Source organism: Enterococcus sp. HY326 (genome assembly GCF_026157065.1).
Classification (GTDB): domain Bacteria; phylum Bacillota; class Bacilli; order Lactobacillales; family Enterococcaceae; genus HY326.
Genome location: NZ_JANLGQ010000004.1, coordinates 413,730 through 434,840 on the forward strand (window position 1 = coordinate 413,730; position 21,111 = coordinate 434,840).

Sequence of the window (21,111 nt, forward strand, 5' to 3'; positions counted from 1 at the left end):
ATACTTTATTTAGACTTAATATAGAAGAAACTTTTCCAATGATAGAAATGTTCTGAAAAAAAGCAATTAGCACTCGGATAAAACAAGTGCTAATTTTTGCATCGTTTTCCTTGACTTCTCTGGAGAATATGGTATATTAATACTTGTGTTAGCACTTGATAGTGAAGAGTGCTAAAACAAATGATGAAGGTGATTGAGATGTTAACAGACAGACAAAAAAATATCTTACGGCTCATCATTCAGAATTATACCGAAACTGGATTACCCGTCGGCTCGAAAAAGTTGATGGAGGAGGGCATCTCAGCCAGTTCTGCAACAATTCGCAATGATATGAAGGCATTGGAAGAGCATGGGTTATTACAAAAGACCCATTCATCTTCAGGAAGAATTCCTTCCTTAGCCGGCTATCGTTATTATGTGGATTATTTGTTGGAACCAACTCAAATTGCCAACAATGATGTCTTGAAAATTCGTCAATCCTTTAAAAAGGAATTTCACGAAATCAATGAAATCATTGAAGGTTCTGCTGATGTTTTAGCCCAATTGACCAGCTATACGGCATTTTCTTTAGGTCCTGAAGTCAAGGAAAGGAAATTGACCGGTTTTCGGATTGTCCCTTTAAATGATCGCCAAGTCATTGCTTTGATTGTGACGGACAAAGGCAATGTCGAAAACCAAATTTTCAAAATTCCTGAAGGAGTTACCGGTGAGGATTTAGAAAAAATTGTTCGAATTATCAATGATAAATTAGTCGGCGAGCCTTTGTTGACGGTTTACCATCGGTTGCGGACAGAAATTCCGATGATTCTTCACAAGTATTTCCAAACAACGGATGGATTGGTCAGCTTATTTAATAGTATGCTGGGTCAAGCCTTTGAAGAAAAAGTTTACGTGAGCGGTCGGATGAATTTGTTGGATTTTAATCCTAGTCAAAATTTGACAGAATTTAAATCAGCCTATTCATTTATGAAGGATTCGGATGAATTGAGTCAGCTTTTTGTACCAGCAGAGGGCGGGATTTCAATAAAAATTGGTTCTGAAATCGGAAATAATTTATTAGACAATCTAAGTCTGATTCAAGCGACCTATGATATTCAAGGTCACGGTCGGGGCATGATTGCATTATTAGGACCGACGAGCATGCCTTATTCGAAAATGTTCGGCTTAGTGGATGTCTTCCGCCAAGAACTTGCCGATCGTTTGGAGGATTACTACCGGGAATTAGACGGTTAACCAATGAATAGAAGGGAAGTTTATACGATGGCAGAAAAAGACGAAGAATTAAAAGAGCAACCTGAAAATCTTGAAGAAGCGGATGCCAATCAAGAATTAGTCGAAGAAGTCGAAGTTTTGACAGAGCTGGAAAAATTAAATGCTGATCTTTCTGATATGGAGGATAAGTTTTTAAGAGCTCGGGCGGAAATCGCCAATATCACCAACCGCAATCGCAGCGAAAGAGAAACGATGCAAAAATATCGTTCCCAAGACTTAGCAAAAAAAGTCTTGCCATCTCTAGATAATTTAGAGCGGGCTTTAGCAATTGAAGTGGATGATGAACAGGGTGCCAGTTTGAAAAAAGGCATTATGATGGTTTTGGAAAGTTTGCAAGTTGCGTTGAAGGAAGAAGGCATCGAAGAAATTTCTGCAATGGGAGAAACCTTTGATCCTAATCTACATCAAGCTGTTCAAACGATTCCAGCCAATGATGACGCTCCTAGTGAAACGGTTGTTGAAGTTTTGCAAAAGGGCTATAAATTACATGACCGCGTGTTAAGACCAGCGATGGTTATCGTGGCTCAATAAAAAAGCTATTCTAAAAATAAAAGATAAAAAAGTTACAGTGAGGAGAAATTAATTATGAGTAAAATTATCGGTATTGACTTAGGTACAACAAACTCAGCAGTTGCAGTTCTTGAAGGCGGCGAAGCAAAAATTATCGCCAATCCAGAAGGCAACCGTACAACACCATCTGTTGTTTCATTTAAAAATGGTGAAATTCAAGTGGGTGAAGTAGCAAAACGTCAAGCAGTAACTAATCCACATACAATTGCTTCCATCAAACGTCACATGGGTGAAGCAGGCTATAAAGTTGAAGCAGAAGGCAAATCTTATACACCACAAGAAATTTCAGCAATGATTTTACAATATATCAAAGGTTTTGCTGAAGATTACTTAGGGGAAAAAGTAGAAAAAGCTGTTATTACAGTTCCTGCATACTTCAACGATGCCCAACGCCAAGCAACAAAAGACGCTGGTAAAATTGCCGGTTTAGAAGTTGAACGGATTGTCAATGAACCAACAGCAGCCGCTTTAGCTTATGGTTTAGATAAAACAGATAAAGATGAAAAAATCTTAGTCTTTGACCTTGGTGGTGGTACCTTTGACGTTTCCATCCTTGAATTAGGCGATGGCGTCTTTGATGTATTGTCGACTGCTGGTGACAATCACCTAGGTGGCGATGACTTTGATAATAAAATTATCGACCATATGGTTGCAGAATTCAAAAAAGAAAACGGTATTGACTTAGGCAAAGATAAAATGGCTTTACAACGGTTAAAAGACGCTGCTGAAAAAGCTAAAAAAGATTTATCCGGTGTCACTAGCACACAAATCAGCTTGCCATTTATCACAGCTGGCGACGCTGGACCTTTGCACTTGGAAATGACTTTAACCCGCGCTAAATTTGATGAATTAACTTTAGATTTAGTTGAAAGAACCAAAGTACCAGTGCGTCAAGCATTGAAAGATGCTGGCTTGTCTCAATCTGAAATTGATGAAGTAATTTTAGTCGGTGGTTCAACTCGGATTCCAGCAGTGGTTGAAGCAGTCCGCAAAGAAACGAATAAAGAACCCAATAAATCAGTGAACCCAGATGAAGTAGTTGCAATGGGGGCTGCTATTCAAGGTGGTGTCATCACTGGTGATGTGAAGGATGTCGTGTTATTAGACGTAACTCCATTATCATTAGGTATTGAAACAATGGGTGGAGTCTTCACAAAATTAATCGACAGAAATACAACGATTCCAACTAGTAAATCACAAGTCTTCTCAACAGCGGCTGACAACCAACCAGCAGTTGATATTCATGTGCTGCAAGGTGAACGGCCAATGGCAGCAGACAACAAAACTTTAGGACGCTTCCAATTAACGGATATTCCACCAGCACCTCGTGGTATTCCACAAATTGAAGTATCATTTGATATCGATAAAAATGGTATCGTAAATGTTTCTGCGAAGGACTTAGGCACGCAAAAAGAACAAACAATCACGATTAAATCTTCTTCAGGCTTATCCGATGATGAAATCGAACGGATGGTTAAAGATGCTGAAGCAAATGCCGATGCTGATAAAGCTCGTAAAGAAGAAGTTGATTTACGTAACGATGTGGATGCTTTGTTATTCACAGTCGATAAAACCTTGAAGGAGCTTGAAGGCAAAGTCGATGCTGACGAAGTCAAAAAAGCGGAAGATGCCCGTGATGAATTGAAAGCAGCCGTTGAAGCGAACAATATTGAAGAAATGAAGACTAAACGGGATGCGCTAAACGAAATCGTGCAAAACTTATCAGTAAAACTTTATGAACAAGCAGCACAACAACAAGCAGAAGCTAACCCAGAAGCAGCTCAAGGCGGTGCTGATGATGTTGTCGATGCAGATTTTGAAGAAGTTGACGGTGACAATAAATAATGTTTAACCAGCAGCTAGTCTGCTAAGTTGTTTGAAAAGCCAAAGCTTCTGCTTTGGCTTTTTGATTGGTATTCGTCTGCTTAAGAGCCACCAATATTTTTAGGAGAATGCAGTGAAACTGTTCAGATTCTCTAATAAATATGGTATGATAATTTGGATTCGTAAGACGGATTTAATTGAAACAATTAGGAAAAATAATGAGTGAAGCGTAAATCGAGGATTTGTAAGCAGATTTACGTCAAGGAGGAAGCCGATGGCAACGAAAAGAGATTATTATGAAGTGCTCGGACTGACCAAAGGGGCAACAGATGATGAGATCAAAAAAGCCTACCGAAAACTTTCTAAACAATACCATCCCGACATTAATAAAGAAGCGGATGCCGAAGACAAGTTTAAAGAAATTTCTGAAGCCTATGAAATTTTAAGCGATCCTCAGAAAAAAGCAGCCTACGATCAATACGGTCACGCAGGAACTGATCCAAATTATGGTGGCGGCGCTGGCGGTTTTGGTGGCTTTGGCGGTTTCGGTGGCGGTGGCGGCAGCTACAGCAGTGGCGGCTTCGGCGGTTTTGAAGATATTTTTGATTCTTTCTTTGGCGGCGGTGGTCGCAGCGTTGATCCCAATGCCCCAAGACAAGGAGCGGATTTACAATACACGGTTGATTTAGCTTTTGAAGATGCGATTTTTGGGACTGAAAAAGAAATCAAATACAATCGTGAAGAAGTGTGTCACACCTGTAACGGAAATGGTGCTAAGCCAGGTACGCAGCCTGTGACTTGTCATAAGTGTCATGGTTCAGGTTCAATTAATGTTGAACGCCAAACACCACTAGGCCGGGTCATGAGTCGTCAAACCTGTGATGTCTGCCATGGAACTGGTAAAGAAATTAAAGAACCATGTCCAACTTGTCATGGTTCTGGTCATGAAAAACAAGCCCATTCTGTTAAAGTGAACGTACCTGCCGGTGTAGAAGATGGACAACAAATGCGTCTGCAAAACCAAGGGGAAGCCGGTACCAATGGCGGACCTTATGGCGATTTATATGTGGTCTTCCGTGTCGAAGAAAGTGATATTTTTGATCGGGACGGCGGCGAAATTTTCTATGATTTGCCTTTGAGCTTTGTTCAGGCAGCTCTAGGAGATGAAGTCCAAGTACCGACAGTTCACGGAGATGTGAAAATGAAAATTCCCGCCGGCACTCAAACTGGCAAGGAATTTCGTTTAAGAGGCAAAGGAGCACCGAGATTACGGGGCAATGCCAACGGTGATCAACATGTGACAGTACGGATTATTACGCCGAAAAATTTAAACGACAAGCAAAAAGAAGCGTTACGAGCATTTGCAGATGCTGGTGGCGATTCCCAAGTCAGCGAACAGCAAGAAGAGGGCTTCTTCGACAAAATGAAGGACGCTTTTGGCGGCGGCAAAAAGAAAAAATAATTTTTGTTAAGAATTTCCTGGATAAGCTCAAAGAAGTTTTGCTAGTGAAGAAGCTTAAAATTTTTTTCTCTAGATAAAATGTCTTTTGACTTGCAGCAATAATAATTAAACTGGCGGCACAGCAGCTTTTGAAGTAACTCCTTCAAAAATTCTGTGGTTGAAAAAAAGTTGACAGGCTGCATCAGTTGCTTTTGGCCACTAACTTCGTTATGATAACGAATATAGAAATACGTCCTTAGGGGAGTAATCGGTGGTCGCTAGTGGCCGCGGTAATATCAACAGTTAGTCAAAATTTTTTGGCTGGTATTAACCTGAAACGATGAGACTTAAGATAAACCTATTTGGTTTGTCTTAAGTCTCTTTTTGTCTCTAAGGAGTGATTTCAATAAAAAATTTGGAGGAAACAATTGAAAAAAACAGCTTATCAAGAGGAAATAACAAATTTATATGAGACATTAGCGACGAATCCCACTGGCTTAACCAATCAAGAGGCGGTAGAACGGCTCGCCAAAGATGGCTTGAACCAACTACCGGAAGCGCCGAAAAAATCGGTTATCAAGTTATTTTTAGAAACCTTTAAAGATGCGATGGTGATTGTTTTACTGATTGTTTCCTTCGTGCAGGTCTTGATGGGCGCCCATATAGAAGCGATTGTTATCTTCGCTGTCTTAATGCTGAACTCTTTAGTCAGTGTCATTCAAGCAAAAAAAGCGGAAGGATCACTGGAGGCTCTGAAAAAACTTTCGGCGCCTGTGGCCAGCGTGATGCGGGAGGGTAAAGAAGAACAAGTTCCCGCCAATAAAATTGTTGTCGGTGACATTGTTAATCTAGAGGCCGGTGATTATATTCCGGCGGACGGCCGTTTGATTGAGGAAAACAGTTTAAAAGTCGACGAAGGGATGTTGACAGGTGAATCCGTACCTGCTGAAAAAATGGTGGGTACTTTAGCTAATAAAGTTGCTATCGGCGATCAAGATAATATGGTTTTCAGTGGTACGATTATCACAAATGGTCGAGGAAAATTTTTAGTAACGGCGACTGCTGGGGCCACTGAGATCGGTCAAGTAGCAGCCCTATTGGAAAATACTACGGAAAGTAAGACGCCTTTACAACGAGGCTTAGATCGTTTCAGTAAAAAATTAAGTATTTGGATTTTGGTTTTATCGCTGACAATTTTAGGAATTCAACTAGCTCGGTTATTTTTGGGCGATAGCGGAGCAGTTGCCACAGAAGATATTGTCAATGCTTTTATGTTCGCGGTGGCGGTGGCAGTAGCCGCCATTCCCGAGGCGTTACAATCGATTGTTACCATTGTCTTGTCTTTGGGCACAAAGAAGATGGCCAAGGAAAATGCAATTATCCGCAAGCTGGCAGCCGTAGAAACATTAGGTTCCACGAGTATTATTGCCACGGATAAAACCGGAACCTTAACCCAAAATAAAATGACAGTGGTCGATTTTTATTTACCCGTTGGCAAAACTGGTGAATTCACCATGGATGCGCAAAACTGGACAGTCGATGAAGAACGATTATTGCAAATTTCTACTTTGACCAATGATGCCATTATTACCGAGGCCGGCCAAAAATTAGGCGACCCAACAGAGACTGCCCTAGTAGATTTTAGTCAGCAGCTAGCATTGCCAACTGCTGAGTTGCGAAAAAAATATCCCCGCAAAGGTGAATTACCCTTTGATTCTGCAAGGAAATTAATGTCGACGCTCCATCAGATTGACGGTCAGGATTTACTTTTAGTCAAGGGGGGACCAGATATTGTTTTTGGTCGCTCAAGTAAAATTTTATTGAACGGTCAGGTGCAACCTTTAACTGCTGATTTGCAAAAACAATTACAGCAGCAAAACGAAAAATTTTCTAAACGAGCATTGCGGGTGTTAGCCTTCGCCTATAAGCCAATTGCTCATACCGAAATCACCTTAGAAGATGAAAATGAATTGATTTTGGTGGGGCTGCTGGCGATGATTGATCCACCACGAAAAGAAGTCTATCAAGCAGTCAAAGACGCCAAGTCTGCTGGTTTGAAAACAATTATGATTACCGGCGATCACAAGACGACAGCTGTGGCAATTGCTAAAGAAATCGGCATTTTCTCAGAAAATGACACTGCCTTAACGGGGACGGAATTAGATGAGTTATCTGAGGATGCTTTGATGGAAATTTTAGATACAGTGACTGTTTATGGTCGGGTGTCACCAGAAAATAAAATTCGAATTATCAAAGCGTGGCAGTCTAAAGGAAATATTTCGGCGATGACCGGTGACGGTGTCAATGATGCACCGGCTTTAAAGCAGGCGGACATTGGTATTGCCATGGGAACTGGAACAGATGTAGCAAAAGATGCAGCCGCCATGGTTTTAGCGGATGATAATTTTGCCTCCATTATTAAAGCGGTCAAAGTCGGGCGTAATGTTTTTGACAATTTGAAAAAGGCGATTGCGTATCTGTTTGCCGGTAATTTAGGGGCAATTATTGCCATTCTCTTTGCCTTAATTATGGATTGGAGTAATCCTTTTACAGCTATTCAGTTGCTTTTTATCAACTTAATTAATGATTCTCTGCCGGCGATTGCATTAGGAACGGAAAAAGCGGAGCCGGATGTTATGCAGCGGGCACCCAGAGATCCTAATGCCGGCATTTTAAGCGGCAAGACTTTTGTCTCAGTGGCCTATCGAGGAATTTTAATTGGATTGGCTGTGATTATTGCTCAATATATTGGAATGCAATATTCTGAAGGGGTTGGTGTGGCGATGGCCTTTTCAACGCTAATCTGGAGCCGGACTTTCCAAACTTTAGCGGCCCGTTCCAATATTCAAACGTCTTGGCAGGTTGGCTTCTTAACCAATAAAATGGTCGTGTTGGCGATGAGCCTCTGTGCTGTTTTATATAGCGTAACTTTATTGCCGGGAATTCGGGAAGTATTTGATATTCCGACAGATTTCAGTTTGCTACAGGTTGGTTTTTGTATTGCATTAGCAGTTGTTGCCACCTTTTCAATGGAGATTACCAAACTGGTGTTGGGCTATCTTAACCGCCGTCAAGAAGCAGGCGTCAAGAAATATTCAAAAGCTTAACAGACTGCAAAGTAAAACTATCGTATAAATTGTTTTATAAAAGAAGCGCCCGAGGACCGACAGGACCTCAGGCGCTTTTTACTGTTATTGTTCGGGTGCTTAACTTTTCTGTAAAAGCTCGCCCTTATAAATTAAATATTTAAAACTTTATCCAAGAAATCTTTGGTCCGTTCGTTTTGCGGATTTTCAAAGATTTGTTGCGGAGTACCATCTTCTAAAAAGTTGCCGCCATCGATAAACATTACGCGATTCGCCACCTCTTTGGCGAAGCCCATTTCATGGGTAACAATCACCATAGTCATTCCTTGCTTGGCTAGTTTCTTCATAACATTTAAAACATCACCGACCATTTCCGGATCTAGTGCTGAGGTCGGTTCATCGAAGAGCATAATGTCCGGCTTCATGGCTAAGGCCCGGGCAATTGCCACCCGTTGTTTTTGACCACCGGATAAGCTGTCAGGATACACGTCTTTTTTATCAGATAAGCCGACTGTTTCCAATAATTTTAAGGCCCGTTTTTCTGCCTCAGCTTTGGTTTCTTTTTTGACATCGGTTGGCGCTAAAATAATATTTTGCAGCACCGTCAAATGAGGGAACAAATTAAAATGCTGAAAAACCATACCGATATGCTGGCGGACTAAATTGATATTGGTATCTTTAGCCAACAGATGGGTGCCGTCAATCACGATATCACCGCTAGTTGCTTCTTCAAGACGGTTCAAACAACGAAGAAAGGTACTTTTTCCTGAGCCTGAGGGACCGATGACGCAGACCACGTCACCGTCTTCAATCGCAACGTTGATATCATTGAGAACGGTATTTTCACCGTATTTTTTAATTAAATTACTTACTAGAATTTTTTCTGCCATTGTTTACACCTTCTTTTCTAGACGTTTTGCCAATTTGGTTAAGGCGGTAATCACAATCAGGTACATCACAGCGATGATAAAGTAAACTGGACCACCTTGACCGTTACGGGCCACGATAATTTTACCAGTTTGTAGCAACTCGATGACACCGATAACAGAAATAATCGTCGTATCTTTTAGCGAGATAACAAACTGATTGACGAAGGAAGGAATCATAATCCGAATCGCCTGCGGTAAAATAATTTTTTGCATGGTTCGCGTATAAGGTAAACCTAGACTGCGGGAGGCCTCCATTTGACCAATCGGTACCGCATTAATTCCGCCCCGAACAATTTCCGCTATATAAGCACTGGCGTTTAAAGTCAGGGTGATGATGCCAGCGATAAAATCTGGAATGGTGAATGGCAGGCCGAAGAAAATAAAGTAAGCCAAGACCATCATTGGAATACCACGAATAATATCAACATAGACACCAGCAAACATTCTTAAAGGTTTAACCGGCGAAACACTGAACAAGCCGATAATAATGCCGACAATCATCGCTAAGGCGAAGGAAACAATTGCTAACCAAATTGTTTGCCCCAGGCCTTTTAAAAGGGCCGGATAGTTATTTTGAATTAATCCCCATAAAGTTGACTCATCTGCCGTGGTACCTGAGGTTGCAACATTTACTTCGCCATCTTCACCAGTTGAGATATAGTTAGCGACAATTTCATCGTATTCTCCGTTGGCTTTTAATTTTGCTAAGCCTTCATTGAACATCGTCAGCAACTCTTGGTTTTCGCCTTTTTTAACGGCGAAAGCATAGGAATTACTTTCTTGACGATCGCCAACAAGTTTAAAATCTTGGCCGTTTGCAATAGCGTAGCCTAAAACTGGATAATCATCAAAAATTGCCTGTAGGGTGCCATTGTTGATTGCCCCGTATAAAGCATCAGAGGCATCGTACAGCTTGATTGAATAGCCATATTCATCGGCATTATTTTCCAAGAAAGTTGCGCTCTGGGTTCCAATTTTAGCACCGACGACTTTTCCATCTAAATCTTCGTAATCGGAAATTTCGTCATCATCCCCTAAAACGGCCATTTGAATACCACTGTCAAAATATGTATCGGAAAAATCAAAAACCTGCTGGCGTTCTTCGGTAACGCTCATGCCAGCGATCATACCGTCCAGCTGACCAGCTTGCACACCTTGAACAGAAGGATCAAAGCCCATCGGTCTTAAGTCATAAGTGAAATCTTCTTCTTCGGCGATGGCTGCCAGTAGCTCAATATCAATACCGACATAATCCCCTGAGTCATTTTGAAATTCAAAGGGTGGGAAAGTGATATCAGTTCCAATTTGATAATGATTGCTGGCAGCTTTAGCTGTTGTCCCGCCAAAGAAAGCCCCCAACGCCAACAACAACATAACGAAACTCAATAAATATTTTTTTCTTTTCATGTCTAACCTCCAAAATTTCTACATCTGAAAAATTATATGCTATTTTTAACAAAAAAAAAAGTCGCTGGTCCCAGAAAATTTTCAAACTTGAAATTTTTTCGTAAGACTGGGGGATTTTTCTTAAAAATCATAGCTTAAAAATGGCGAAAGTATGTTCGCTATGATATACTATTTCCAGTGAAAATTTCTATTTTGAGGAGGCAGAAAAATGTTGGAGCGAGATACCTCCCGTCAGTTTAATTTGGTGTCAAAATATCAACCGGCTGGCGATCAGCCTGAAGCAATCAGCCAATTAACTGAAGGCATTATTAATGGAAAGAAAGCCCAAGTTCTTTTAGGGGCGACTGGGACCGGCAAGACCTATACAATTTCGAATTTAATCAAGGAAACCAATAAACCCACTCTAATTATCGCCCACAATAAAACTTTGGCGGGCCAATTATACGGCGAGTTTAAAGAATTTTTCCCTGACAATGCCGTGGAATATTTTGTCAGCTACTACGATTATTATCAACCGGAAGCCTATGTGCCCTCCAGTGACACTTATATTGAAAAAGATGCCAGCATCAATGATGAAATTGATAAGCTGCGGCATTCGGCCACCAGCTCTTTACTGGAAAGAAATGATGTGATTGTTGTTGCGTCAGTTTCTTGTATTTTTGGTTTGGGTTCACCGATTGAATATAGCCAACAGGTTGTTTCCTTAAGAGTTGGGATGGATCTGGAACGCAATCAGCTTTTGACGAACTTAGTGGATATTCAATTTGAACGCAACGATATTGATTTTCAGCGGGGTCGTTTTCGAGTTAGAGGAGATGTTGTGGAAATTTTCCCAGCATCAAGAGATGAACGGGCACTACGGATTGAATTTTTCGGTGATGAGATTGAACGGATTCGCGAAGTCGATGCATTAACCGGCGAAATTTTAGCCGATACAGAACACGTGGCAATCTTCCCGGCAACTCACTTCGTTACCAATGAAGAACACATGCAGGTAGCAGTCAATCAAATTAAAGATGAATTGGCGGACCGCTTAGCGATTTTACGGAGTGAAAATAAGTTATTAGAAGCCCAACGCTTAGAACAACGAACCAATTATGATATCGAAATGATGTTGGAGATGGGCTACACTTCGGGAATTGAAAATTATTCCCGCCATATGGACGGTCGTAAAGAAGGCGAACCGCCTTATACTTTAATCGACTTCTTCCCGGATGATTTTCTCATCGTGATTGACGAGTCCCACGTGACGATGCCGCAGATTCGGGGTATGTACAACGGCGACCGGGCCCGCAAACAAATGTTAGTGGACTACGGCTTCCGTTTACCTTCAGCTTTAGATAATCGGCCGTTACGTTTAGAGGAATTTGAAGAACACGTTAATCAAATCGTTTATGTTTCGGCGACACCGGGTCCTTATGAAGCGGAACAAACCGATACAGTAATCCAGCAAATTATTCGCCCGACCGGCTTATTAGATCCTGTAATTGAAGTGCGGCCGATTATGGGGCAAATTGATGACCTCGTGGGTGAAATCAATGAACGAGTTGAGAAAAACGAACGGGTCTTTGTCACGACACTGACGAAAAAAATGTCGGAGGATTTAACCGACTACTTTAAAGAAATGGGTATTAAGGTAAAATATCTTCACAGTGATATTAAAACGTTGGAACGAACGGAAATCATTCGTGATTTGCGCTTAGGTGAATTTGATGTGCTGGTGGGAATCAACTTACTAAGAGAAGGTCTGGATGTCCCAGAGGTCTCCTTGGTTGCCATTTTGGATGCGGATAAGGAAGGCTTCCTGCGGAGTGAGCGGTCATTGGTGCAAACGATTGGCCGGGCTGCCCGTAACTCTGAAGGTAAAGTGATTATGTACGCCGATAAGATGACGGATTCCATGCAGCGGGCGATTGATGAAACGGCCCGCCGTCGCAGTATTCAAGAGGCTTATAATGTCGAGCACGGAATTGAGCCAAAAACAATTATTAAAGAAATTCGTGATTTAATTGCCATCACGAAGGTCGCTGAAGAGGTGACGGGTTATGATACGTCAGTTTCTCTAGCAGATATGAATAAAGAAGAACGGGAAATGTTCTTATTGAAACTTGAAAAAGAAATGAAGGATGCTGCTAAGGCCCTTGATTTTGAAACAGCCGCCAATCTGCGGGATACGATTCTGGAGATTAAAGCTGACGAATAAATACGCACCGCCGACATAGGAAGAAATGTTGCGCTTGCTTCCTGTGTCGGATCGTTTTTGCGTGTCAAACAGTCGCAACTAGTTAAGTTCAGAAATTAAAATTTTTTTCTGATGAGTGCTACAATGATGAAGATGCTTTGCAGGAATTTTTGGAAATGGAGAAGTGATACCATGGCAAATGATAAAATTGTCATCCACGGCGCCCGCGCCCATAATTTAAAAAATATCGACGTAACGATTCCCCGAGATAAATTGGTGGTGGTCACCGGTCTTTCTGGTTCAGGGAAGAGTTCCTTAGCCTTTGACACCCTTTATGCTGAGGGGCAACGCCGCTATGTCGAAAGTCTGTCATCTTACGCACGGCAGTTTTTAGGTCAGATGGATAAACCGGATGTCGACAGCATTGATGGCTTGAGTCCTTCAATTTCGATTGACCAAAAAACCACCAGCAAGAATCCTCGTTCAACGGTCGGCACGGTCACAGAAATTAATGACTACCTGCGGCTCTTATATGCTCGAATTGGTCATCCCATTTGCCCTAATGATGGGACGGAAATCACCAGCCAATCAGTTGAACAGATGGTTGATCAAGTGTTAGAACTGCCAGAACGGTCACGGATTCAAATTTTGGCGCCAGTGGTTCATGGAAAAAAAGGCCAGCATAAAAAAGTTTTCGAAATGATTCAAAGAGAAGGCTATGTGCGGGTTCGCGTTAACGGCGAAAATTACGATGTTAGTGAAGTTCCCGATTTAGAAAAAAATAAAAAACACAATATTGAAATCGTGATTGACCGGATTGTCATCAAAGAAGGGATTCGTTCCCGCCTGTTTGATTCCTTTGAAGCAGCATTGCGCTTAGCAGATGGCTATGCAGTGGTGGATGTGATTGGCGAAAAAGAAATTCTCTTCAGCGAACATTATTCTTGTCCTTACTGTGGCTTTACGGTTGGCGAATTGGAGCCCCGTTTGTTTTCATTTAATGCCCCGTTTGGAGCCTGCCCTGAATGTGACGGACTAGGCATGAAATTGGAAGTCGATATTGACTTAGTGATTCCGGACCAAGACAAGACTTTGCGGGAGGGCGCCATTTTACCGTGGAACCCAATTAGCTCGCAGTATTATCCGGAAATGTTAGCCCAAGCAGCAGAGGGCTTCGGGATTGATTTAGACATGCCTTACAAAGATTTACCGGAAGAACATCGGAATATTATTTTAAACGGCTCTGGTGATGACATGTTCCATTTCCATTATGAAAATGAGTTTGGCGGCGTGCGGGATGTGGAAATGCCTTTTGAAGGCATTTTGCGGAATATTTCCCGGCGCTATGAGCAAACTGCCAGTGATTTCACCCGCAATCAAATGCGGCTGTATATGACGGAATTAGCTTGTCAATCTTGTAAAGGCTATCGCTTAAATCCACAGGCGCTTTCGGTGAAGGTTAATCAAAAAAATATTGGTGAAATTAGCGAACTGTCGGTGACAAAAATTTTAGATTTTGCCCAAGGCTTAACCCTTAGTGAGCAAGAGGTGATGATTGCCAAACCGATTTTAAAGGAAGTCGACGATCGGCTGACCTTCTTAAAAAATGTCGGCTTGGATTATTTAACCTTAAGTCGGGCTGCTGGCACGTTATCCGGTGGGGAAGCGCAACGGATTCGTCTGGCGACGCAAATCGGTTCCAATTTATCCGGAGTGCTTTATATTTTAGATGAGCCTTCCATCGGCTTGCATCAGCGGGATAACAATCGGCTGATTGATTCTCTAAAAAAAATGCGAGATTTAGGCAATACCTTAATTGTCGTCGAACACGATGAAGATACGATGATGGCAGCCGATTATCTAATTGATGTCGGTCCCGGAGCTGGAGAACAAGGCGGCCAAATTGTCGCAGCGGGTACACCGGCAGAGGTTGCTAAAAATCATGAGTCTATCACTGGGCAATATTTATCTGGCGACAAAGAAATTGCCGTGCCGAAGAATCGCCGTAAAGGTAACGGCGGCAAAATCCGTATTACCGGTGCCGCTGAAAATAATTTGAAGAACTTAAGCGTGGATTTTCCGTTAGCAACATTTACGGCAGTGACCGGGGTTTCTGGTTCAGGCAAATCAACCTTAGTCAATCAAATTTTGAAAAAGGCTTTGGCGCAAAAAATCAATCGCAATACCAACAAACCCGGGAAGTACAAAACGATTTCCGGCTACGAAACTATTGAAAAAATTGTTGACATCGACCAAAGTCCGATTGGCCGCACACCTCGGAGTAATCCCGCCACTTATACCAGTGTCTTTGATGATATTCGGGATTTATTTGCTAAAACCAATGAGGCCAAGGTCCGGGGCTATAAAAAAGGACGCTTCTCCTTTAATGTCAAAGGCGGCCGCTGTGAAGCTTGTCGTGGCGATGGAATCATCAAAATTGAAATGCATTTTTTACCAGATGTCTACGTACCTTGTGAAGTCTGCCATGGGAAACGTTATAATTCTGAAACGTTAGAAGTGCATTATAAAGGGAAGAATATTGCTGAAATTTTGGAAATGACAGTTGAAGAGGCGGTCGAATTCTTTCAACATATTCCTAAAATTCACCGGAAGCTGCAAACCATTCTGGATGTTGGTCTAGGATATGTGACTTTGGGACAACCAGCCACAACTTTATCTGGCGGGGAGGCCCAACGGATGAAATTGGCCAGTGAGCTGCACCGAATTTCAAACGGCAAGAACTTTTATATTCTAGATGAACCAACCACCGGCTTGCATACCGACGATATTGCCCGCTTACTACAGGTTTTACAAAGATTAGTGGATGCCGGCAATACAGTCTTAGTGATTGAACACAATCTAGACGTTATCAAATCAGCCGATTACATCATTGACTTAGGTCCAGAAGGCGGCGATGGCGGCGGCACAATTTTAGCCACCGGCACTCCGGAAAAAATTGCGAAGTCTAAAGATAGTTATACTGGTTATTATTTGAAAAAGGTTATGGAAAAAAACTAATGTAAGAAAATAAAAATGCTACCCGAATTACCATACTTTTCATCAGTATTCGCTAATCTCTTAGCGAAAGCTGATGAAGTAAATCTGGTAATTCGGGTAGTTTTATGCTGAATACCGCCGGCTTTGATTGGTAGTATATTCAATTAAAGATTTTTGAACATTCGCCTTGCGCTGCTTTTCTATTTCGATTCGCAATCCGGCAATATTCCTATATGTTGGAATATCTTCAATGATTACCAATTTTTCTGGAGGAACATTTGACATTTGATAATTAGCGGCATAAATATCAAAACTGGGAACATCGCAAGGTTTCGCTGCAAAATAGTCACTATTCATGACTTCCATGTTTGCCCGATTAATAAATAAGCGGCTTAAGTAATTGGCAATAGACTGCGCATGGACTTTTCCTAAGTCACTAAATACACCAATTCTAACTGTGTCCCGCTGTCCTTCAATTAAAATTGGTAAATTTTCCCATTCAATCATCAGCTTCGCCAAAATTTCATCATGATAATTTGAAATCCAGGTAATCCGATGACTTTTTTGTAGCTCCTGTAGACAATTTTTAAAGACAGAAGAGAAAAAAGGATAGGCAGTTTCAATGGAGAGCCTTGAAAAGTGTGAGCGATTATACAACATAAATTTTGGACCTTGATAGATTTTGTGACTGAGATAGGCACTCAAAAAACTGTTCTTAACCCGGTGACGGCTAAAGTCATCGATAGGGATATCACTTTCGTAAGAGACTTGATCGATTAACTGGTTGGCGGCTCGGCGTATACGATTCGCCTCTTCTTGATTATCCCAAGCGAATTTCCACCACAGAATCGTTTGAATAAAGTCATCTCTACTACGGGAACCTTTGTTAAAAAGCTGACGATAGTCGCTAGGGAGCTGCTGAATATAATAATCAAACAACTCTTGGTACTCACTCAAGCCTAATTGTTCTGGAGTATATTTGTGGGTGACAATGTGCCCCTGTTGGGTTCGGATTAGCATGACGGCTAAGCGGAAACTATAATCATAGACTTGGATTTCATTAATTTCTAAAGAAAAATCGGCGGAGATTTGGCGAACTAAGGTCAATAATTGGCTTTGCATAAAATCAAACGGCCAGCGTTTAACACCATAAGCTTCCGAAAAATAAATTTTAAAAAAATTACGAAATTGTTTTTCATCAGTAGCAACAAGATTATAGGGATTTTTTTGCAACAAGATACCATGGTTTTTTAATACTTTTTCCATTCGCAAACTCATCCTATATAAACTCGACGTGCTGATAAAAAGCTGTTTCTCCCAATATCTACCACTTTGATTGGGATTGAAAAATATTCCCTCCAGTAGTTGAAACTCTAATGAATCCTGCAGAAAATCAGTATAAATAGATTGAATTGTTTGATTTTTGGCCTCTGTGAGACTAATGCCAGTGGTCGTATTGTAATCAATTGAGACAATCTCGGGCCAATTTTCTTGGAAAAACTCAATGTCTGTCAACACTGTCTTTTTTGAGGTATGAAGCCGCTGGGCCAAACTCTCTAAATCAATTTTGTCTAACATAACAAATAGTAGATTTAATAATGTAATACGCCGTCTTGAAGTACTGCTTAACATTTCTTTCATAAAAATATTCCTTTCCCTAACCAAGGGGTGACGAACAGGGACCTGTTTAAAAGTTGAATAACTTTCAGCATTTTAAACGAACTAACAACAACTTTTTAAAATAACCAGTAGCTATAATACGAAGATAATATGTAATTTTTCTTAAGTAATAGCTTTTATAAAAACCAAATCTGCAAAATTTTTTTCTCAAATTTTGAGATTGGGAGTTTTAAAACTTTATTTATTTTGGACCGACAAAAACACAATTGGATTTTGCTGCACTAGTAAGGGCTACATGTGTAGACTACTGGCAGACTCAACAAGATACTCTGATTTTTTTGGAAAAGTTTTTCAGTAGAACAGAAGTTTTTGTATATATAGAGCATTTTTTAACAGAAAGTCTCTGATTTTTTCCTACAAAGAGATGAAGTAAATGTAGAGTTGGAAATTATTTTTAAAAGCATAAAAAAATAACTTTTTTTTGGAGAATAAAGGAGTATTTGCTGTCCGTCAAATTATAAATTTATCGTAGGCGTATTTTTTGACATATTGGAAAAAGTTTATCTCATCCATAGGATTTTTGTGGAAATTTGTTAATGGGATGTATGAAAAGTGGATTTTTTTAAAACCTATAATCTCAAGGTATTTAGCTCTATTATAAGTTTGCTCAAGTAGAGAATATAAGCTAAGCATTACAATTCGTGTGAAAAATTATTAAAGCAGTCGTGGTTTTTTATGAAAAAATTATAATTGTCAATTTTATTTTTTTCTGACTGGAAATTGACCTGCTAAGAGATGAATATTGCAGAAGGAAAATCGTACTTCATTTTTTGAAAATAAGCCGCAAGTAAAAAGATGGTAGTGACACGCCAGGAATGATATAATAGAAAAGTTGAAGAGAAAGGAGTTTCGAGTATGGCAGAGAATTTACAATTGGTAATTATTACAGGAATGAGCGGTGCCGGTAAAACTGTGGCGATTCAAAGCTTTGAAGATATGGGTTATTTTTGTGTCGACAATATGCCGCCGAGTCTGATTCCAAAATTTTGGGAACTCCTCAAAGAGAGCGGCAAGGTTCATAAAATTGCATTAGTTGTTGACTTGCGTTCCCGCAGTTTCTTTGATGAAATTCAAAGCATGCTGGTTGAAATAGAGAACACTGATTTTATTGAAACAAAAGTATTGTTTTTAGACGCTTCCGATGAGGAATTGGTTTCCCGCTATAAAGAAACACGTCGAGCTCATCCGTTGGCAATGGATGGTTTAGTGACAGAAGGTATTCGCAAGGAGCGGGCCATTTTAGAGGATTTAAAACCTAAAGCGAATATTGTGATTGATACCACCACATTAACGCCACGGCAGCTGCGGGAAAAAATTATTCAAGAATTTAAAACATCGGAAACAAGTGGCTTTCGAGTGGAAATGATTTCCTTTGGCTTTAAATATGGATTGCCGATTGATGCAGATATTGTGATGGACGTGCGTTTTTTACCAAATCCCCACTATATTCCAGAATTGCGGCCCTTAACCGGCATGGACAAGCCGGTCTATGATTATGTCATGTCGTTTCCAGAAACAGAAACTTTTTATGAGAAGTTTTATGATTTGCTGGCGACCATTATGCCGGGATACATCAAAGAGGGCAAAAGCAGCTTAACAGTAGCCATCGGCTGTACTGGCGGACAGCATCGCTCCGTCGCGTTGACTGAACGGGTTGGACAAGCGTTGAAAGCCGATTATAAAGTTAATATCACTCACCGGGATAAAGACAAACGCAAAGAGACGGTGAATCGCTCATGAGTAATGACAATAACATGAAAACCTATCGCATCCGCAAACCCAAAATTGTGGTGATTGGTGGCGGTACTGGCCTACCGGTAATTCTAAAAAGTTTGCGGAATCAAGGAGCTGATATCACAGCGGTGGTGACTGTCGCTGACGATGGTGGTTCTAGCGGTGAAATTCGCAATTCGGTGGCAATGGTGCCCCCGGGGGACATGCGCAATATTTTGGTCTCCTTATCAGATATGCCACAGCTGTATGAAGATATTTTTCAATATCGTTTTAAAAAAGATGATAAATTTTTGGCGAATCATTCAATTGGCAATTTAATTATTGCCGCCGTTTCAGAAATGCGGGGCAGCACCTATGAAGCCATTCAATTATTATCGAAAATGCTTCACGTTGACGGCCACATCTACCCTTCATCAGAGCAGCCGCTTGTCTTACATGCGGTTTATAAGGATGGCACATCACAGGCCGGGGAATCTAAAATTGCTTTAGACCGCAAGACAATCGATCACGTCTATGTCACCAATGTAGATAACGATGAGGTACCAAGAGCGGCCCGCAAAGTCGTCAATAGTATTTTAGCGGCTGACATGGTGGTCTTAGGCCCAGGTAGTTTGTTCACCAGTATTTTACCAAATCTGGTGATTCAAGAAATCGGTGATGCCCTTTTAAAAACCAAGGCAGAAACTGTCTATATTTGTAATATTATGACGCAAAAAGGCGAGACGGAACATTTCAGCGATGCTGATCATATCCGCGTGCTCCACAATCATTTGCAGCAAAAATTTGTCGACACTGTTTTAGTAAATGTTGAACCCGTACCAGAAGGATACATGGATTTTGAATTATACGATGAGTATCTAGTTCAAGTGACCCATGATTTTAAAGGGCTGCGGGAAGAGGGCTGCCGAGTTATTTCAGCAGACTTTTTAAAATTGCGGAACGGCGGCGTTTTTCACGATGGCGATAAGGTCGTGGAGGAATTGATGCGCCTATTATATGGCGTAAAAATGTAAAGGAGGGAATTCAATGTCCTTTGCAGCAGATGTAAAAAAAGAATTGACTGGCCTTGAGGTTCATCGGGAACATGCCAAAGCAGAATTGGCTGCCCTGATTCGCATGAACGGCTCTTTGAGTTTGACAAATCAGCAGTTTGTTTTAAATGTTCAAACCGAAAATGCCGCCATCGCTCGTCGGATTTTCAGCCTCTTAAAAGACCATTATCAAGTCAAAAGTGAGCTGTTAGTTCGTAAGAAAATGAAATTGAAAAAAAATAATGTCTATATCGTGCGCTTAAAGGAGCACACCAAAGCGATTTTAGTCGATTTAGATATTATGGATGGCATGATGTTTAACGGCCATGTCTCTAATGAAATTATGGGCAATTCCCAGAAGATGCGCTCTTATTTAAGAGGAGCTTTTCTGGCCTCTGGTTCTGTTAATAATCCGGAAACCAGCCGCTATCACCTGGAAATTTCTTCGACCTATGAGGAACACAATGAAGATGTCTGCAAGATGATTAATTATTTTGATTTGAACGCCCGCACCTTGGAGCGAAAAAACAGCTATATCTGCTACTTAAAAGGGGCTGAGAAAATTGCTGATTTTTTGATTCTAATTGGGGCCACCAATTCAATGTTAAAATTTGAGGATGTCCGCATCGTGCGGGATATGCGTAATTCAGTTAACCGGCTGGTCAATTGCGAAACGGCGAATATGAATAAAACGATTGACGCTGCCTCTAAACAAATCGAAAATATCCACTTTATTGAAAATACTGTGGGCCTGCAATCTTTACCAGAAAAGCTGCAGGAGATTGCTGAGCTGCGCTTAGAACACCCAGAAGTTAGCTTAAAGGAACTAGGCGAGATGATTCCCTCTGGAATTATTTCAAAATCCGGAATCAATCACCGCATCCGCAAAATTAATGAATTTGCGGACCATCTCCGTGAGAGCGGCTAGTAAAAATAAAAAATCCACAATCAATCTTGA

General features: G+C 41.0%; 13 protein-coding genes. 10 read left to right on the top strand and 3 right to left on the bottom strand.

Features of this window, described 5'->3' with window-relative positions:
* The first annotated feature begins 198 nt into the window (after positions 1-198).
* The 5 genes from hrcA (at position 199) to ORH16_RS12630 (ending at position 8,214) form a co-directional block, all read left to right on the top strand.
* Positions 199-1,233: a heat-inducible transcriptional repressor HrcA gene (hrcA, locus tag ORH16_RS12610; protein WP_265459190.1), complete on the top strand. Its 1,035-nt coding sequence runs from the start codon at positions 199-201 to the stop codon at positions 1,231-1,233.
* Between the two features lie 27 nt (positions 1,234-1,260).
* The gene (gene grpE, locus ORH16_RS12615; protein WP_265459239.1) at positions 1,261-1,803 is read left to right on the top strand and encodes a nucleotide exchange factor GrpE; all 543 of its coding nucleotides are present in this window, start codon (positions 1,261-1,263) and stop codon (positions 1,801-1,803) included.
* 54 nt (positions 1,804-1,857) lie between these two features.
* Positions 1,858-3,687: a molecular chaperone DnaK gene (gene dnaK / locus ORH16_RS12620; protein ID WP_265459191.1), complete on the top strand. Its 1,830-nt coding sequence runs from the start codon at positions 1,858-1,860 to the stop codon at positions 3,685-3,687.
* A gap of 253 nt (positions 3,688-3,940) precedes the next feature.
* Positions 3,941-5,128, top strand: coding sequence for a molecular chaperone DnaJ (gene dnaJ / locus ORH16_RS12625; protein ID WP_265459192.1), 1,188 nt, complete (start codon positions 3,941-3,943; stop codon positions 5,126-5,128).
* Between the two features lie 407 nt (positions 5,129-5,535).
* Positions 5,536-8,214, top strand: a complete 2,679-nt coding sequence (locus ORH16_RS12630) for a cation-translocating P-type ATPase (protein WP_322597300.1) — start codon at positions 5,536-5,538, stop codon at positions 8,212-8,214.
* A gap of 131 nt (positions 8,215-8,345) precedes the next feature.
* On the opposite strand, the gene ORH16_RS12635 is transcribed toward ORH16_RS12630, so the two are convergent.
* Both ORH16_RS12635 and ORH16_RS12640 read right to left on the bottom strand, forming a co-directional pair.
* Positions 8,346-9,083, bottom strand: a complete 738-nt coding sequence (locus ORH16_RS12635; protein WP_265459193.1) for an amino acid ABC transporter ATP-binding protein — start codon at positions 9,081-9,083, stop codon at positions 8,346-8,348.
* Between the two features lie 3 nt (positions 9,084-9,086).
* Positions 9,087-10,529, bottom strand: a complete 1,443-nt coding sequence (locus tag ORH16_RS12640; protein ID WP_265459194.1) for an amino acid ABC transporter substrate-binding protein/permease — start codon at positions 10,527-10,529, stop codon at positions 9,087-9,089.
* Between the two features lie 208 nt (positions 10,530-10,737).
* Between ORH16_RS12640 and uvrB the strand changes: the two genes are divergently transcribed.
* Complete coding sequence (uvrB, locus tag ORH16_RS12645; protein ID WP_265459195.1) at positions 10,738-12,732, top strand: excinuclease ABC subunit UvrB; 1,995 nt, start codon at positions 10,738-10,740, stop codon at positions 12,730-12,732.
* Positions 12,733-12,903: 171 nt separating this feature from the next.
* On the top strand, positions 12,904-15,729 hold the full coding sequence (gene uvrA, locus ORH16_RS12650) for an excinuclease ABC subunit UvrA (RefSeq protein WP_265459196.1): 2,826 nt from the start codon (positions 12,904-12,906) through the stop codon (positions 15,727-15,729).
* 102 nt (positions 15,730-15,831) lie between these two features.
* Here the strand turns inward: uvrA and ORH16_RS12655 are convergent, their stop codons facing one another.
* On the bottom strand, positions 15,832-17,349 hold the full coding sequence (locus tag ORH16_RS12655) for a helix-turn-helix domain-containing protein (RefSeq protein WP_265459197.1): 1,518 nt from the start codon (positions 17,347-17,349) through the stop codon (positions 15,832-15,834).
* Between the two features lie 894 nt (positions 17,350-18,243).
* On the opposite strand from ORH16_RS12655, the gene rapZ reads away from it, so the two are divergent.
* From rapZ to whiA, 3 genes are read left to right on the top strand one after another with little or no spacing between them, the layout of a single operon-like run.
* The gene (gene rapZ, locus ORH16_RS12660) at positions 18,244-19,128 is read left to right on the top strand and encodes an RNase adapter RapZ (RefSeq protein WP_265459198.1); all 885 of its coding nucleotides are present in this window, start codon (positions 18,244-18,246) and stop codon (positions 19,126-19,128) included.
* 14 nt (positions 19,129-19,142) lie between these two features.
* Positions 19,143-20,135 (top strand): gluconeogenesis factor YvcK family protein, encoded by a 993-nt coding sequence (locus ORH16_RS12665; protein ID WP_265459241.1) that lies wholly within the window; start codon positions 19,143-19,145, stop codon positions 20,133-20,135.
* Positions 20,136-20,148: 13 nt separating this feature from the next.
* Entirely contained in the window at positions 20,149-21,081 is a 933-nt protein-coding gene (gene whiA / locus ORH16_RS12670; protein ID WP_265459199.1) for a DNA-binding protein WhiA, read from the top strand.
* Positions 21,082-21,111 lie beyond the last annotated feature (30 nt).